A 15,608-nucleotide genomic window follows, 5' to 3' on the forward strand; every position below is an offset into this window, starting at 1 on the left:
TGGGCCGAGGAAAGGACGCGTCACCATGCCGAAGACCGCACCCCTGCGTCCGAGACGCAGGCAACTCGCCGAGCCCATGGCGTCGCTCGGCGAGCTGCTGCAGGAGTGGCTGCCGCACCAGCGCTGGTTCGCCGGCAAGGACCGACCCGTCGCGGAGCTGGGTCTGCTGTCGATGACCGAGCTGTTCCCGGGCTGTCTGCACCTCCTGGTGCACACCGGACAGGGCCCCGCGCCCGCCCCGGGCGGCGCCCCCTCGGCCGGAGACTGCTACCAACTGCTGCTCGGCGTACGCGAGCAGCCGTCGCCGCGTCTGGGCCGGGCGATCATCGGTCAGGTACAGGACGGCCCGCTGGCCGGGCGGACGGTCTACGACGCGCTGCACGATCCGCGCACCGCACAGCTCCTCCTGGAACGGCTGCGGCACCCCGGCAAGGCGGGACCGCTGCGCTTCGAGTCCGACCCCGCGCGGCCGGTGCCCGGCGGACTCGCGCCGCGCCTCCTGGACGCCGAGCAGTCCAACTCCTCGCTGATCTACGGCGACGAGTTCATCCTCAAGCTCTTCCGGCGCGTCCAGCCGGGTGTCAACCCCGACCTCGAGGTGCCGGACGCGCTGGCCCGCCAGGGCTGCGGGCGGGTCCCGGCGCCGGTGGCGTGGATGCGCACGACGCATCCCTACGAGGCGACCCTGGGCGTGCTCCAGCCGTTCCTGCACGACGCCTCCGACGGCTGGACCCTCTCCCTGAACGCGCTCGCGTCCGGGGACGACTTCACCGTGCAGGCCCACGAGCTGGGACAGGCCATGGGGGACGTGCACCTGGCGCTGGCCTCCGCCTTCCCGGCCGGGGCCCCCGGGGAGAACGGCCGGACCGCGGCGGCGATGACCGAGCGGCTGACGGCCGCCGCGCACTGCGTCCCGGCGCTCCAGCCCTTCGTCCCGGGGCTGCGGGCCGCCTTCGCCGCGCTGTCCACCTGCGACTCCGGACCGCCCGCCCAGCGCATCCACGGCGACCTGCACCTCGGGCAGGTGCTGCGGGCCGGCCGGGACTGGTTCGTCATCGACTTCGAGGGCGAACCGTCCCGCCCGCTGGCCGAACGGCGCAGCGCCCACTCCCCCGTCCGGGACATCGCGGGCATGCTGCGCTCCTTCGACTACGCCGCCCGGCAGCGTCGCCCCTGGCGCCCCGAGTGGGCGCGCCGCTGCCGGGAGGCGTTCTGCGCGGGCTACGCCGCCCGCGCGGGCTGGGACCCCCGTAAGAAGCACGGCCTGCTGCGCGCCTACGAGACGGACCGGGCCGTGTATGAGGTGCTGTACGAGGCGCGGCACCGCCCCGACTGGCTTCCCGTACCCATGGCGGCGATCGAACGACTCGCCGTGAGAGGAGACTGACCCGTGGCACTCCGCGACACCTCACTCCCCGAGCCGTCCGCTCCCGCCCCGTCCACACCCGGGGCCCGCGGTACCGCCCCGCCGCTGGACCCCACCGACCGGGGGCGCCTGCTGGCGGGCGCCCACCACGATCCGCACGCCCTGCTCGGTGCCCACCCGGTTCCCGGCGGGATCGCCTTCCGGGTGCTGCGGCCCTTCGCCCGCGAGGTGAGCGTGGTCGTGGGCGGCGAACGGCACGCCCTCGTCTCCGAGGAGGACGGCCTCTTCTCCGGTGTGCTGCCGCTGGCCTCGATCCCGGCGTACACCGTCGTCGTGGCGTACGAGGAGGGCGAGCACGAGGTCCACGACCCGTACCGCTTCCTGCCCGCCCTCGGCGAGCTGGACCTGCACCTGATCGCCGAGGGCCGGCACGAGGAGCTGTGGCGGGCGCTCGGTGCGGAGCCGATGAGCCACGAGGGCGTCACCGGCACCCGGTTCACGGTGTGGGCGCCGAACGCCCAGGGCGTGCGGGTCGCCACCGACTTCACGCACTGGGACGGCACCGCGTTCCCGATGCGCTCGCTGGGCTCGTCCGGGGTGTGGGAGCTGTTCCTGCCGGGCGTCGGTGAGGGCACCAAGTACAAGTTCGAGATCCACTCGCGCCACGGCCACCGGTTCCTCAAGGCCGACCCGATGGCCCGCGCGGCCGAGGAGCCGCCGAACACCGCGTCCGTGGTGACCGCCTCGCGGTACGAGTGGGGCGACGCGGAGTGGATGCGGACCCGGGCCGCCACGCCGGTGCACGAGGCGCCCTTCTCCGTCTACGAGGTGCACCTGGCGTCCTGGCGGCCGGGGCTCGGCTACCGCGAGCTGGCCGAGGAGCTGCCCGCGTACGTCAAGGACCTGGGCTTCACCCATGTGGAGCTGATGCCGGTCGCCGAGCACCCCTACGGCCCGTCGTGGGGCTACCAGGTCACCGGCTTCTACGCGCCGACCGCGCGCCTCGGCTCCCCCGACGACTTCCGCTTCCTGGTCGACGCGCTGCACCGGGCGGGCCTCGGCGTGATCATGGACTGGGTGCCGGCGCACTTCCCGAAGGACGACTGGGCGCTGGGCCGCTTCGACGGGGACCCGCTGTACGAGCCCGGGGACTCCCGGCGTGCGGAGCACCCGGACTGGGGGACGTACACCTTCGACTTCGCCCGGACCGAGGTGCGCAACTTCCTCGTGGCGAACGCGGTGTACTGGTGCGAGGAGTTCCACATCGACGGGCTGCGGGTGGACGCGGTCGCCTCGATGCTCTACCTGGACTACTCGCGCGACTCCGGGCAGTGGGAGCCCAACCAGTACGGCGGCCGCGAGGACCTTGCGGCCATGGCGTTCCTCCAGGAGATGAACGCGACCGTCTACCGGCGCTGCCCCGGTGTGGTGACCATCGCCGAGGAGTCGACGGCGTGGGGCGGGGTGACCCGGCCCACCGACACCGGCGGGCTCGGCTTCGGCCTGAAGTGGAACATGGGCTGGATGCACGACTCGCTGGAGTACGCCGCGCACGAGCCGGTGCACCGCAAGTACCACCACCACGAGATGACGTTCTCGATGGTGTACGCGTACAGCGAGAACTACGTCCTGCCGATCTCCCACGACGAGGTCGTGCACGGCAAGCAGGCGCTGGTGTCGAAGATGCCGGGCGACTGGTGGCAGCGGCGGGCCAACGTGCGGGCCTACCTCGGCTTCATGTGGGCCCACCCCGGCAAGCAGCTGCTGTTCATGGGCCAGGAGTTCGCGCAGGGCGCCGAATGGTCGGAAAAGCAGGGGCCGGAATGGTGGCTGCTGGACGAGGGGTACCACTCGGCGGCCGACCACCGCGGGATCCAGGACCTGGTCCGCGAACTCAACACCCGCTACGCGCGCACCCCGGCGCTGTGGCAGCGGGACACCGACCCGGCCGGTTTCCGGTGGGTGGCGGTGGACGCGGCCGAGGACAACGTCTTCGCGTTCCTGCGGTTCGACGCGGACGGTGCGCCGCTGCTGGCGGTGTCGAACTTCTCCCCCGTCGTCCGGCACGAGTACCACCTGGCCGTTCCGGGCGAGGCCGTCGCCTGGCAGGAGGTGCTCAACACCGATGCCGGGGAGTACGGCGGCAGCGGGGTGACCAACCCCGATCCGGTCAAGCCCGAGGACGGCGCCGTCCGGATCACGCTGCCTCCGCTGGCCACGGTGTGGCTGATGCCGTACGCCCTGTGAGACGACCAGGTGTCCGACCGGCTGCCCGGGGCAGTCGGTTGGTCCCGGGAGCACACAGAGAGGCGGCATCACGTGCGCACCGTCGGAGTGGAGGAGGAACTCCTCCTGGTCGACCCCACGACCGGAGAGCCACGGGCGCTGTCCGCCGCCGTGCTGGCCAGGGCGTCGCTCCACGACGCCGAACAGGACGTGTTCGAGAAGGAACTGCACGAGCAGATGCTCGAGTTCGCCACCCATCCGCAGGCGGACATGGAGCGGCTGCACACGGAGATCGTCCGCTGCCGTGAGGAGGCGGGCCGGCACGCCGGGGGGATCGGGTGCGCCGTCGCCGCACTCGCCACCTCACCGCTGCCGGTCACCCCGTCCATCGGTGTGAACCGCCGCTACGAGTGGATGGCCGACCAGTACGGCGTCGTCGTCCAGGAGCAGCTGGTCCTCGGCTGCCACGTGCACGTCTCGGTCGAGTCCGACGAGGAGGGCGTCGCGGTCATCGACCGGGTGCGGCCCTGGCTGCCGCTGCTGACCGCGCTGAGCGCGAACTCCCCCTTCTGGCAGGGGGAGGACTCCTCGTACAGCAGCTACCGCAGCCGGGTCTGGCAGCGGTGGCCGTCGGCCGGTCCGACGGAGCTGTTCGGTTCGGCCGAGCGCTACCACCGCCGGGTGGCGGACATGCTCGCCACGGGCACGATCCTCGACGACGGGATGGTCTACTTCGACGTCCGGCTCTCCCAGCGCTATCCGACGGTCGAGTTCCGGGTGGCGGACGTCTGCCTGGACGCGGGGACCGCGGTCGTCCTCGCCGCCCTCGCCCGCGCTCTGGTCGAGACGGCCGCCCGGGAGTGGCGCGCGGGCACCGAGCCGGACGGGCACAGCGTGAGCCTGCTCCGCCTGGCGGCCTGGCGGGCGGCCCGCTCCGGGCTGACGGAGGAGCTGCTGCACCCCGCGACGATGCGGCGGATGCCCGCCTCGGTGGTCGTACGGGCGCTGGTGCGGCACGTCGAGGAGGCGCTCGCCGACCACGGCGACCTCGACCGGGTGCGCGAGGGCGTCGAGACGCTGCTGCGCCACGGCAACGGCGCCCGGGTGCAGCGCGAGCTCTTCGAGCGCACGGGCAGTCTGCGTCAGGTCGTCACCGCGTGCGTGCGCCGGACCCAGGCGAGCTGAGCCGCGGGCGTCAGAGCATCAGGACCAGGGCGTAGCCCAGGAGGCCCGCCGCGATCAGCGCCACGACGACGAGGATGACGGTCAGCGGCCCCTTGGCCCAGCCCTTGGCGGGATTGTGCAGTTCCTGCGGGCCCGCCTCGGGCATGCTGCTCTCGGCCGGCGGGGTCTCACCGGGCGGCACACTGCCGCCGGGTTCCAGGCCGGTGGTGTTGCGGGGATCGGGATCGGGGTTCGTGTACCTCATGTGGGCCGGGTCCCCCGATCGGACCGAGATCACCGGCGGGACACACTTCTGCCGTCCCTGCCCCCCGCAGCCTGCGGCTCGGCTAGATTCCGAGCACCGCCGGCCACGGTACTCGTGGGTGGTGTCACCGTCCGTACACGTCAGGAGCCAGCGTATGCGCGGCCTCGCTCCCGCTCCCCGGGCCGTCCCGCCGCTGACCGGCGGGCTCGCCGACAGCCTCTTCGACACGGCCGCCCGCACGCCGACCCTGCCGATGCTCGCGCGCCGCCGCGGCCCCGACTCCGCGGTCTGGGACGAGGTGACGGCGGTGGAGGTCCGCGACGAGGTGGTCGACCTGGCCAAGGGGCTGATAGCGAGCGGGATCCAGCCGGGCGACCGGGTGGCGATCCTGGCCCCCACCCGGTACGAGTGGACGGTCTTCAGCCACGCCCTGTGGACGGTGGGCGCCGAGGTCGTGCCGATCTATCCGACCTCCTCGCGCGACCAGGTCGAGTACATCCTGCGGGACGCCGGCTGTGTGGGCGTGCTGGTCGAGGACGAGCAGAGCGTGATGACCGTCGGCTCGGTGTGCGCGTCGCTGCCGGCCCTGCGGCACGTCTGGCAACTGGACGCGGGGGCGCTGGACGCGCTCGTGGCGCGCGGCGAGTACCTCCCGTTCGCCACCGTCGACTCCATGCGCCGGATCGTGCTGCCGGACTCCACGGCGGTCGTCGCCTACACCTCGGGGACGTCGGGCCGGGCCATGGGCTGTGCGCTCAGCCACCGCGGGCTGGCCCTCCCGTGCGACACGCTGATCGCGGGCTGGGGCCACACGGTGGCGCCGGAGGGGGAGCAGGGCGCGGTCCTCGCCTACCTCCCCTTCTCGCACGTGTACGGGCTGATGATCCAGACCCTGTGTGTGCGGGGCGGGCTCCTGATGGCCCACGAACCCGCGATGACCGGCGAGGCGCTCTCCTCGGCCCTGCGTTCCTTCCGTCCGACGTATCTGTACGCCGTCCCGTCGGTCCTGGAGAAGGTCTACAAGAATTTCCTGCGCACGGCCCAGCAGGCGGGGCGCGGGGCCCTGTTCGAGCGGGCCGCCGGCACGGCGCGGGACTTCGCCGCGGCGCTGGAGCGCCAGCGGCTGGGCAGGGGGCCGGGGCCCGGCTTCGACCTGCGGCTCCAGCACGCCCTGTACGAGCGGACGGTGTACCGCCGGCTGCGGAGCGCGCTGGGGGGCCGGGTGCTGCGGGCGACGTCCGGCGGTTCGCCGCTCAGCCGCGAGCTGTCCCTCTTCTGGGAAGGCATCGGGGTCTACGTCCACGACGGCTACGGTCTGACGGAGACCAGCGGCGGACTGACGATGCAGCCACTGGGCCGGGAGAAGTCGGGCACCGTCGGGCAGCCGTTGCCCGGCGTGGAGATCCGGCTGGCCGACGACGGGGAGATCCTGGTGCGCGGGGCGTCGCTGTTCCAGGGGTACGTCGGTGACGAGGCCGCCACCCGCCAGGTGATGCGCGGGGGCTGGCTGGCCACCGGGGACCTCGGGCACCTGGACGACGAGAACTATCTGGCGATCACCGGCCGCAAGAAGGACATCATCATCACCAGCGGCGGCAAGAGTGTCGCCCCGGCCGCCCTGGAGCAGCGGCTGCGGATGCACCCGCTGGTGCACCAGGCGGTGGTGGTCGGCGACAACCGGCCCTGTGTCGGTGCCCTGATCACGCTGGACCCGGAGTTCCTGACGCACTGGCGGGCGGCGCTCGCCGCGCAGGGCGACACCGCGGCCCGTGAGGCGCGCGAGGAGAACGCGCTGCGGGAGGAGGTCGCCCGGGCCGTGGCCGCCGCCAACAGCGCGGTGTCCCGCTCGGAGTCCATCCGGGTCTTCCGCGTCCTGCCGGAGCCCTTCGACGTGGCCAACGGGCTGCTCATTCCGTCGATGAAGCTGCGGCGGGACGAGATCGTGCGGACCTACGCCCTGGAGATCGACGCGATGTACGAGGCGCGCTCGCACCGCCGCCGGCCGCAGCCGCCGCCCGAGGAGCCGGCCGGCTGGGAGGAGTCGGACAGCGTGTTCCTCCGCTGAACCGCGCCCGGGGGTGACAGGACCGTCACCCCGGGTCGCACCTTCCGGGGGCAGGCACACCGACGCGACTAGCCTCGGCCGTCTCGGGAACTACAAACGAAGGGAATGCGAAGGAAGGACGACGCCCGGCCGGTGCCGGGCCGGGAAGGCGAGATGGCAGCCGAGTCGCGTAGGGACAGGACACTGGCTTCCGAGGAGATCACGAACCGCACGGCAAGCTTCACTGGGGAACTGCACAACGTGACCGGTGCGCGGTTGGTCGCGGAGGAGTTCCTCTACGACCTGGCCCGTGCGGCGCCTCCCGCGGCGCCCGAGCACTGGGACGACATCCTGCTCGTGGTCACCGAACTGGCGGCCAACGCCGTGCAGTACGCCCCCGGGCCGTTCGAGCTGCGGCTGCGCCGTACCTTCGACGGCGTGCACGTGGTCATGCACGACACCAGCGCGACCGAGCCCGCGCCGCGTCCCTTCCATCCGAGCAACGGCGGCGGCGGCATCGGCTGGCATCTGATCCACACCCTGTCCGACCAGGTGAGCGTCGTCACCGGTGAGCGGGGCAAGGACATCCACGTCTTCCTGCCCTGGTGACCGCGCGAGTCAGGGGCTCGTGGGGCGCAGGGGCACCAGCACACTGATCGTCTTGCCGCCGCCCTCCCGCAGCTCCACGGCGATGTCCCGGGCCAGCCGGGCGACCAGCGGCCAGCCGTAGCCGCCTCCGGGGTGCGTGGTGGGGAAGGCGTACACCGCCCGGGGCACCACCGCGCTGTGGTCGTGCACGGCGATCCACAGCCCCTCGGGCATCGGCCGCACCTCGAAGCCGGCGAGTCCGTCGCCGTGCCGGATCGCGTTGGTGACCAGCTCCGAGACCACGAGCAGCAGGTCGACGACGTCCTCGTCGCGGACCGTGCGGCCGGGGCCACCCCACTGGGCGCGCGCCACCGACTCGGCGTACGCGCGTGCCGCCGCCGCGCTGTCCACCACGGCCGGCGCCGGCACTCCCGCACAGGCGGCGCCGGACGAGGCCGTGATGGTCCCTTCGCTTGGTTCCATGTCGTGGGTCCCCGTCTTCAGCGTGTTTCCGCGTGCTCTCTTCCGGCGCCCGGTCAGGTCGCGGAGGTCTCGCGCGGCGGCAGCCGATGGTAGTAGTCGCCGACGGACGCCAGGTAGTCGCGGTCCATCGTCTCGCTGTCGGTCCGGAACCGCGGCGCGGCCTTCACCTCGGCCCTGGTGCAGGTCACCGTGACCGTGCGGGACTCGGGATCGATGCCGCGGACCACGCCGACCGGCACCAGCACGCTCCGGCCGAACACCCAGACTCCGGTGTCGACGACCAGGTGCTGCATGCCGAAGTACTCGGCCTGCCGGTCCACGTGGCCGATGGTTCCGTCGTCGGCGACGACGGTGCAGCCCGTCAGGTCCTGTCCCTCCACGTGACCGCTGTCCGCCGCGTACGACCAGATGCTCTCCATCGGCACGCTGTCCCTTCCCTCCCGTTTCGGCGACTTCCGCGGAGCCGGTCCGGCCCCACAGCAGCAGATACCCGGCCGGAGCCACCGCATTCGGGCCCGCGGGCCGATCGAGGGTGCCGAAACGCCCCCGCGCAGGGGGGCGGCCCCACTTTGTCCGCACCCCGCACCTGGGTTAATCTCGGGCGTATTTTCTCATCGTGCGGATCCGTGAACAGCGGAAATGCCGCGCAACAGCCCGGACCCACCCAATCGGTCCGGAGGGGGTCCGAGTCCTCGCTCCGAGGGCTCCTGGGGAGCGGAACGAGGGTGCGCATGACCAACGACAGCGCCGGGGCCGTCGACGGGGTTCCGGCGGATCAGGAGTTGCGCCGCCTCCTGGCGGGCCTGACGGCCGTGCGGGACGGCGACTTCGGCACCCGTCTGCCGGACGACGCGGACGGCCTGATGGGCGACATCGCCAAGGTCTTCAACGGCATGGTCGACCAGTTGTCCGTGTTCACGTCCGAGGTGACCCGGGTGTCCCGCGAGGTCGGCACGGAGGGCACCCTCGGCGGACAGGCGAAGGTGCCGGGGGTCTCGGGCACCTGGGCCGACCTGACGGACTCGGTCAACGCGATGGCGGGCAACCTGACCACGCAGGTGCGTGACATCGCCCAGGTGGCCACCGCCGTGGCCAAGGGCGACCTCTCCCAGAAGATCGACGTCGACGCCCGCGGCGAGATCCTCGAACTGAAGAACACCATCAACACCATGGTCGACCAGCTCTCCGCCTTCGCCGACGAGGTCACCCGCGTCGCCCGCGAGGTCGGCACCGACGGGCGGCTCGGCGGCCAGGCCGACGTCCAGGGCGTCAAGGGCACCTGGCGCGACCTCACCGACTCGGTGAACTTCATGGCGGGCAACCTGACCAACCAGGTCCGCAACGTCGCCCAGGTGGCCACCGCCGTGGCCAAGGGCGACCTCTCCCAGAAGATCACCGTGGACGCCCGCGGCGAGATCCTCGAACTGAAGAACACCATCAACACCATGGTCGACCAGCTCTCCGCCTTCGCCGACGAGGTCACCCGCGTCGCCCGCGAGGTCGGCACGGCCGGGAACCTGGGCGGCCAGGCCCGGGTGCGCGGGGTGTCGGGCACCTGGAAGGACCTCACCGACAACGTCAACGTGATGGCGTCGAACCTGACCGGTCAGGTCCGCTCCATCGCCCAGGTCGCCAACGCCGTGGCCCGGGGCGACCTGTCGCAGCGGATCACCGTCGACGCCAAGGGCGAGGTCGCGGCGCTGGCCGACGTCATCAACACGATGGTCGACACCCTGTCGGCCTTCGCCGACGAGGTCACCCGCGTCGCCCGCGAGGTCGGCACCGACGGACGCCTCGGCGGCCAGGCCAACGTGCCGAACGTCGCCGGCACCTGGAAGGACCTCACCGACAACGTCAACTCGATGGCCAACAACCTCACCGGCCAGGTGCGCAACATCGCGCTGGTGACGACCGCGGTGGCCCGGGGCGACCTGTCGAAGAAGATCGACGTCGACGCCCGCGGCGAGATCCTCGAACTGAAGACGACGATCAACACGATGGTCGACCAGCTGTCCGCCTTCGCCGACGAGGTCACCCGCGTCGCCCGCGAGGTCGGTACCGAGGGCCGGCTCGGCGGTCAGGCCGAGGTGGAGGGCGTCTCCGGCACCTGGAAGCGCCTCACGGAGAACGTCAACGAGCTGGCGGGCAACCTCACGCGCCAGGTCCGCTCGATCGCCCAGGTCACCTCCGCCGTCGCCGAGGGCGATCTGACCCGCTCCATCAACGTGGAGGCGTCCGGCGAGGTCGCCGAGCTCAAGGACAACATCAACTCCATGGTGGAGTCCCTGCGCGAGACCACCCGGGCCAACCAGGAGCAGGACTGGCTCAAGACCAACCTGGCCCGCATCTCCGGCCTGATGCAGGGCCACCGGGACCTGCCCGTGGTCGCCGAGCTGATCATGGACGAGCTGGTGCCGCTGGTTTCGGCGCAGTACGGCGCGTTCTACCTGGCCGAGGACGGGGACCAGGGTCCGGAGCTGCGACTGGTCGGCTCCTACGGCTACCCGGAGACCACGGCCAGGCCCACCCGCTTCGCCTTCGGCCGCACCCTGGTCGGCCAGGCGGCGCGCAGCCGGCGCACCATCCTGGTGGACGACCTGCCGGCCGGCTACCTGACCGTCTCCTCGGGGCTCGGCGAGATCGCGCCGACGGCCCTGGTGCTGCTGCCCATCGTGGTCGAGGGGCAGGTCCTCGGCGTCATCGAACTCGCCTCGGTCGCCCCGTTCACGCAGATCAACCGGGACTTCCTGGAGCTGCTGATGGAGACCATCGGCGTGAACGTCAACACGATCGTGGCCAACGCCCGTACGGACGAACTCCTGGCCGAGTCCCAGCGCCTCACCGGCGAACTCCAGGCCCGCTCGGCGGAGCTGCAGGCGCAGCAGGAGGAACTCCAGCACTCCAACGCCGAGCTGGAGGACAAGGCGTCCCTGCTGGCGACGCAGAACCGGGACATCGAGGCGAAGAACCTCCAGATCGAGCAGGCCCGGCAGGAGCTGGAGGCACGGGCCCAGCAGCTGTCGCTGGCCTCGAAGTACAAGTCGGAGTTCCTGGCCAACATGAGCCACGAACTGCGCACCCCGCTCAACAGCCTGCTGATCCTCGCCCAGTTGCTCGCCCAGAACCCCTCGCGCAACCTCACCCCGAAGCAGGTCGAGTACGCGGGCATCATCCACTCCGCGGGCTCGGACCTGCTCCAGCTGATCAACGACATCCTGGACCTGTCGAAGGTCGAGGCGGGGAAGATGGACGTCGCCCCGGAGCGGGTGACGCTGCGGCAGCTCATCGAGTACGTCGAGGCCACCTTCCGGCCCATGACGACGCAGAAGGGCCTGGAGTTCACGGTGGCGACGGCCGCCGGTGCGCCCGCGGACCTGCTGACCGACGACTCCCGGCTGCGTCAGGTGCTGCGCAACCTGCTGTCCAACGCGGTGAAGTTCACCGAGCGGGGCGGCGTGGAGCTGGCCGTCGAACCGGCACCGGACGACGAGGTGCCCGCGGGCGTGGTCCGGGGCGGTGCCGTGGTGGCCTTCCGGGTGAAGGACACGGGCATCGGCATCCCCGAGCAGAACCTGGAGTCGATCTTCGGAGCGTTCCAGCAGGCGGACGGCACGACGAGCCGCAAGTACGGCGGCACCGGGCTCGGCCTGTCCATCACACGGGAGATCGCCCAGCTCCTCGGCGGCGCGGTCACCGTGGACAGCACACCCGACCGGGGCAGCACCTTCACCCTGTTCCTGCCCGTGACCCGGCCCGACTTCGAGGAGCTGCTCGTACGGGGCCCGGAGCGGATGCCGGACGAGTCGTCCGCCGACCTGCTCGACCGGCCGGCACCGGTGCCCGAGCTGACGAGCGGCGGTCACCGGCCTCGTCCGCGGCGGCTGCTGGTCGTGGAGGAGCGCCCGCGCGGTCTGCTCACCCTCGTCGCGGAGAGCGTGATCGCCGACCTGACGCACGGGCGGGACGAGGCGGGCGACCGGCCCCCGCTCGACGTGATCACTGCCGTGGGGGCGCAGGAGGCGGCGGGCGCGCTGGCCGCCGAGCCGTGCCACTGCGTCGTCCTGGAGCTGGGCATGCCGGACGAGGAGGCGTCCCGGTTCCTGCACGCGCTGCGGGGCGACTCCGGGCTGGCGAGCGTGCCCGTGCTGGTGCACAGCGGTCACCGCGCGGACGCGGCCCTGGAGGAGAACCTGCGCTCCGGCGCGGGGGGCGGGGCGCTGGAGTTCCTGTCCAGCCTCGACGAGCTGCGCGAGCGCATCGCCCTGCACCTGGCCGCCGAGGAGCCCGGGGACGTACTGACCCTGGTCCGGCCGGAGGAGCCCCGGCGCGCGAGTGCGCACCTCGGGGAGGACTCCCCCACCGGGCGCACCGTCCTCGTCGTCGACGACGACGCGCGCAACCTCTTCGCGCTCAGCGGGATCCTGGAGCTGCACGGTTTCCGCGTCCTGCACGCGGAGAACGGCCGCCGGGGCATCGAGAAGCTGACGCACCACCCGGAGGTCGCGCTGGTCCTGATGGACGTCATGATGCCGGAGATGGACGGCTACACGGCGACGGCGGAGATCCGCCGGATGCCCGAGTACGCCGAGCTGCCGATCATCGCGGTCACCGCCAAGGCGATGCCCGGCGACCGGGAGAAGAGCCTCGCCTCGGGCGCCAGCGACTACGTCACCAAGCCCGTCGACACCCAGGACCTCATCGCCTGCGTCCGACGGTGGCTGCCCGCATGACCACACCGGCCCCCGTCCCGTACCAGGGTGGGCCGGACGGAGCGCGGCGCGGCCCGTCGCGCTCCGTGGCCCTCACCGGCCGAGGAGTGTCCCCGTCGTGAGCAAGTCCGAGCAGTCCCGCGAACCGGCCGCCGCCGCACCGCGAGAGGCGTCCGCCGCACCGTCCCCGGCACCCGGGCCGCCGCAGTCCTGCGCGCTCGACGGACCGGCCGTCGGCATGCGCACCCTGACGCCGCTGTCGCCCGTGGGGCGGCTGGCGGCCACCGTCGACCGGCTCAGCAGCGAGGTACGGGCCGCCCAGGCCGAGGCCGAGGGCCGGGCCCTGATCGAGCTGGCCAAGGGCATCCTGGTGGCGCGGCTCGGCTGCGGTCCGGCCCAGGCGGCCCGACAGCTCGCCGAGCTGGCCGAGCAGTCCCGGGCGACGCCGCTGGAGTTCGCGGTCGACGTGATCAACCAGGCGGCACGGGACCGGATGTCGGAGGTGACGGACGCCTTCCTCACGGCGACCGCCGCCGTGCGCTCCGAGTCCGCCCGGGACCCCGGGTCCGACAGGGACGGCGGGGGCTCCGGGCGAGACCGGCAGCCCGCGGAGACGGGGGCCGGCTCCGCCGCCGTACGCCTGCGGGCCGCCGAGAGCGGTGCGCTGGCCGCGGGCGACACCCAGGCCGTGGCCGACTCCCTGCTGGAGCAGGCGCTGCGCCCGCTCGGCGCGGTCGCGGTGGCCATCTGGGCGGCCGGGTACGACGGGTCGCTCACCCTGGCCGGCAGCGCGGGGTTCTCCCCGGCCGAGGCCACCCGCTGGCGCTACGTGCCGCCGGACGTGGCGACGGTCGCCCGGTCCGGACTGACCGAGCGGGCCGGGCAGTGGATCACGTCCCTGGCGGAGACGGGGCTGCCCAGCGTGGGCCGGCACCAGTATCCGGACGGCGGCAGGGTCGCCGTGCCCGCCGGCACCGGAGGGCGCCTGCACGGCGTGCTGGAGATCGCCTGGCCGGCGCCTCTGGTGCCACAGCCGCCGCAGGTGGTACGCCAGGTGGAGGCCCTGGCGGAGCTGTGCGCGCACACCCTGGAGTCGTACACGCCGCCGAACGGCGCCGGGCAGCAGCCGCGGGTCATGCCGGACGCGGTGGAGCTGATGGACCTGGCCGACGGACTGTACGACCCCGCCCTGGTGCTGGTGCCGCACCTGGACGCCGAAGGCCACCTGGCGGACTTCCGCATCCAGCACGTGAACGAGAGCTTCATGGACCCCGCCGGACGGCCGCGTGCCGTCGTGAGCGGCGCCCTGCTGCTGGAGGCGTACCCGTTGGCCGCCGGGGACAGCGAGCTGTTCCGGCACCTCGAGCGGGTGTACGCGACGGGCGAGCCGTTCCGGGCCCGGCGCATGAACCTGACCGCGCTGGTGGACCAGGTGGCGCTGTCGGCGGTCGCGGACATAAGCGTCAGCCGGCACGGCAACGCCGTCCTCCTCATCTGGCGGATCGAGGACGAGACGGCCCGGCTGGCCAGCCTCCTCCAGCACGCCCAGCGCCTCGGCCGCATCGGCGGTTTCGAGGAGAACCTGCTGACCGGCGAGATCACCTGGAACGGGCAGCTCTTCGACCTCTACGGACGTCCGCGGACGAGCACCCCGGTGCGGCTGGAGGAGCTGGCCGCCCACGCCCATCCGGACGACGCGGTCGCCATCGGACGCTTCCTGCGCACGCTGCTGCACCACCGGCGGCCGGCGTCGGCGGCGTTCCGGCTGCAGCGGCCGGACGGCGTGACCCGGCACGTGCGGGTGGTGGCCGAGCCGGTCCTGGACACCGACGACCGCCTGCTCGTCGTACGGGGGGCCTATCAGGACATCTCCGCCCAGCACTGGACCGAGGTGGCGCTCGCCGCGACGCGCGACCAGCTGGCCCACACCGAGCAGCAGGCCATCGAGCGCAACCGGCTGACCCTGCAGTTGCAGCACGCCATCATGCCGCCGGCGCAGACCCCGCTGAAGATGCCCGAGCTCCAGGTGGCCGTCCGCTACCGGCCCGCGGAGACCGAGCAGCTGGTCGGCGGCGACTGGTACGACGCCGTGATGCTGCCGAACGGGCTGGTGCTGCTGTGCGTCGGCGACGTGGCCGGACACGGCATAGAGGCGGCGACCAGCATGGTGGTGCTGCGCAACGCGCTGCGCGGGCTGGCGGTCACCGGGGCCGGTCCGGGCCAGCTGCTGTCCTGGCTCAACATCGTCGCGCACCACCTGACGGGCGGTGTCACCGCGACCGCGGTGTGCGGGCTGTACGACCCGGCGAGGCGCACCCTGCGCTGGGCCAGGGCTGGCCATCTGCCGCCGGTGCTGGTGCGCGGCGTACGGGCGGAGCGGCTGCCGCTGGTCCGGGGGATGCTGCTGGGCGCGGTCGCGGAGGCGGCGTACGAAGAGGCCGAGGTGCAGCTGGCCGGCGAGGACACGCTGCTCATGTACACCGACGGCCTGATCGAGCGCCGGGACCGCTCCGTGGAGGAGGCGCTGGACCAGTTGCTGACCACCGTCAGCCCGACGCCGACCACCCTGGACCAGCATCTCGACCGGCTGCTCACCTACAGCCGCTCGGACACCGACGACGACACGTGTCTCGTCGGCATCCGGGTCGGCTGAAAGCAGTCCGCGAAACCGTCCCGGCGGCCGTGCATGGGACCGGGATTCGGGGGTAATCGCCGGGCGCGGCGGATCACGACGGTCCGCCGCGACGCCGCGTTGTTGGAGGT

General features: G+C 72.6%; 10 protein-coding genes. 7 read left to right on the top strand and 3 right to left on the bottom strand.

Features of this window, described 5'->3' with window-relative positions; all coding sequences use genetic code 11:
• The first annotated feature begins 25 nt into the window (after positions 1–25).
• The 3 genes from OIE75_RS03225 (at position 26) to OIE75_RS03235 (ending at position 4,777) form a co-directional block, all read left to right on the top strand.
• Entirely contained in the window at positions 26–1,387 is a 1,362-nt protein-coding gene (locus OIE75_RS03225; RefSeq protein ID WP_307009454.1) for a maltokinase N-terminal cap-like domain-containing protein, read from the top strand.
• A gap of 3 nt (positions 1,388–1,390) precedes the next feature.
• Positions 1,391–3,613 carry a 1,4-alpha-glucan branching protein GlgB gene (gene glgB, locus OIE75_RS03230; protein ID WP_307009455.1) on the top strand — a complete coding sequence of 741 codons (2,223 nt, stop codon included), beginning with the start codon at positions 1,391–1,393 and terminating at the stop codon, positions 3,611–3,613.
• 72 nt (positions 3,614–3,685) lie between these two features.
• The gene (locus OIE75_RS03235) at positions 3,686–4,777 is read left to right on the top strand and encodes a glutamate--cysteine ligase (protein ID WP_307009458.1); all 1,092 of its coding nucleotides are present in this window, start codon (positions 3,686–3,688) and stop codon (positions 4,775–4,777) included.
• A gap of 10 nt (positions 4,778–4,787) precedes the next feature.
• On the opposite strand, the gene OIE75_RS03240 is transcribed toward OIE75_RS03235, so the two are convergent.
• Positions 4,788–5,021, bottom strand: coding sequence for a DUF6480 family protein (locus OIE75_RS03240; protein WP_329469419.1), 234 nt, complete (start codon positions 5,019–5,021; stop codon positions 4,788–4,790).
• A 154-nt stretch (positions 5,022–5,175) separates the two neighbouring features.
• Between OIE75_RS03240 and OIE75_RS03245 the strand changes: the two genes are divergently transcribed.
• Together OIE75_RS03245 and OIE75_RS03250 are read left to right on the top strand one after the other, a co-directional pair.
• Complete coding sequence (locus OIE75_RS03245) at positions 5,176–7,086, top strand: AMP-dependent synthetase/ligase (RefSeq protein ID WP_329469420.1); 1,911 nt, start codon at positions 5,176–5,178, stop codon at positions 7,084–7,086.
• A 153-nt stretch (positions 7,087–7,239) separates the two neighbouring features.
• Positions 7,240–7,674: an ATP-binding protein gene (locus tag OIE75_RS03250; RefSeq protein WP_307017708.1), complete on the top strand. Its 435-nt coding sequence runs from the start codon at positions 7,240–7,242 to the stop codon at positions 7,672–7,674.
• A 9-nt stretch (positions 7,675–7,683) separates the two neighbouring features.
• Here OIE75_RS03250 and OIE75_RS03255 read toward each other — a convergent pair whose 3' ends face one another.
• Positions 7,684–8,136, bottom strand: coding sequence for an ATP-binding protein (locus OIE75_RS03255; protein ID WP_307009465.1), 453 nt, complete (start codon positions 8,134–8,136; stop codon positions 7,684–7,686).
• Between the two features lie 53 nt (positions 8,137–8,189).
• Positions 8,190–8,555, bottom strand: a complete 366-nt coding sequence (locus OIE75_RS03260; RefSeq protein WP_307017710.1) for a PRC-barrel domain containing protein — start codon at positions 8,553–8,555, stop codon at positions 8,190–8,192.
• 312 nt (positions 8,556–8,867) lie between these two features.
• Here OIE75_RS03260 and OIE75_RS03265 point away from each other — a divergent pair, with 312 nt between their 5' ends.
• Together OIE75_RS03265 and OIE75_RS03270 are read left to right on the top strand one after the other, a co-directional pair.
• A complete protein-coding gene (locus OIE75_RS03265; protein ID WP_307009467.1) occupies positions 8,868–12,866 on the top strand; it encodes a HAMP domain-containing protein in 3,999 nt (1,332 codons plus the stop codon).
• Positions 12,867–13,083: 217 nt separating this feature from the next.
• Positions 13,084–15,498, top strand: coding sequence for a SpoIIE family protein phosphatase (locus tag OIE75_RS03270; protein ID WP_373463058.1), 2,415 nt, complete (start codon positions 13,084–13,086; stop codon positions 15,496–15,498).
• The last annotated feature ends 110 nt before the right edge of the window (positions 15,499–15,608 follow it).

This window comes from Streptomyces sp. NBC_01723 (assembly GCF_036246005.1).
In the GTDB taxonomy this organism is placed as follows: Bacteria; Actinomycetota; Actinomycetes; order Streptomycetales; family Streptomycetaceae; genus Streptomyces.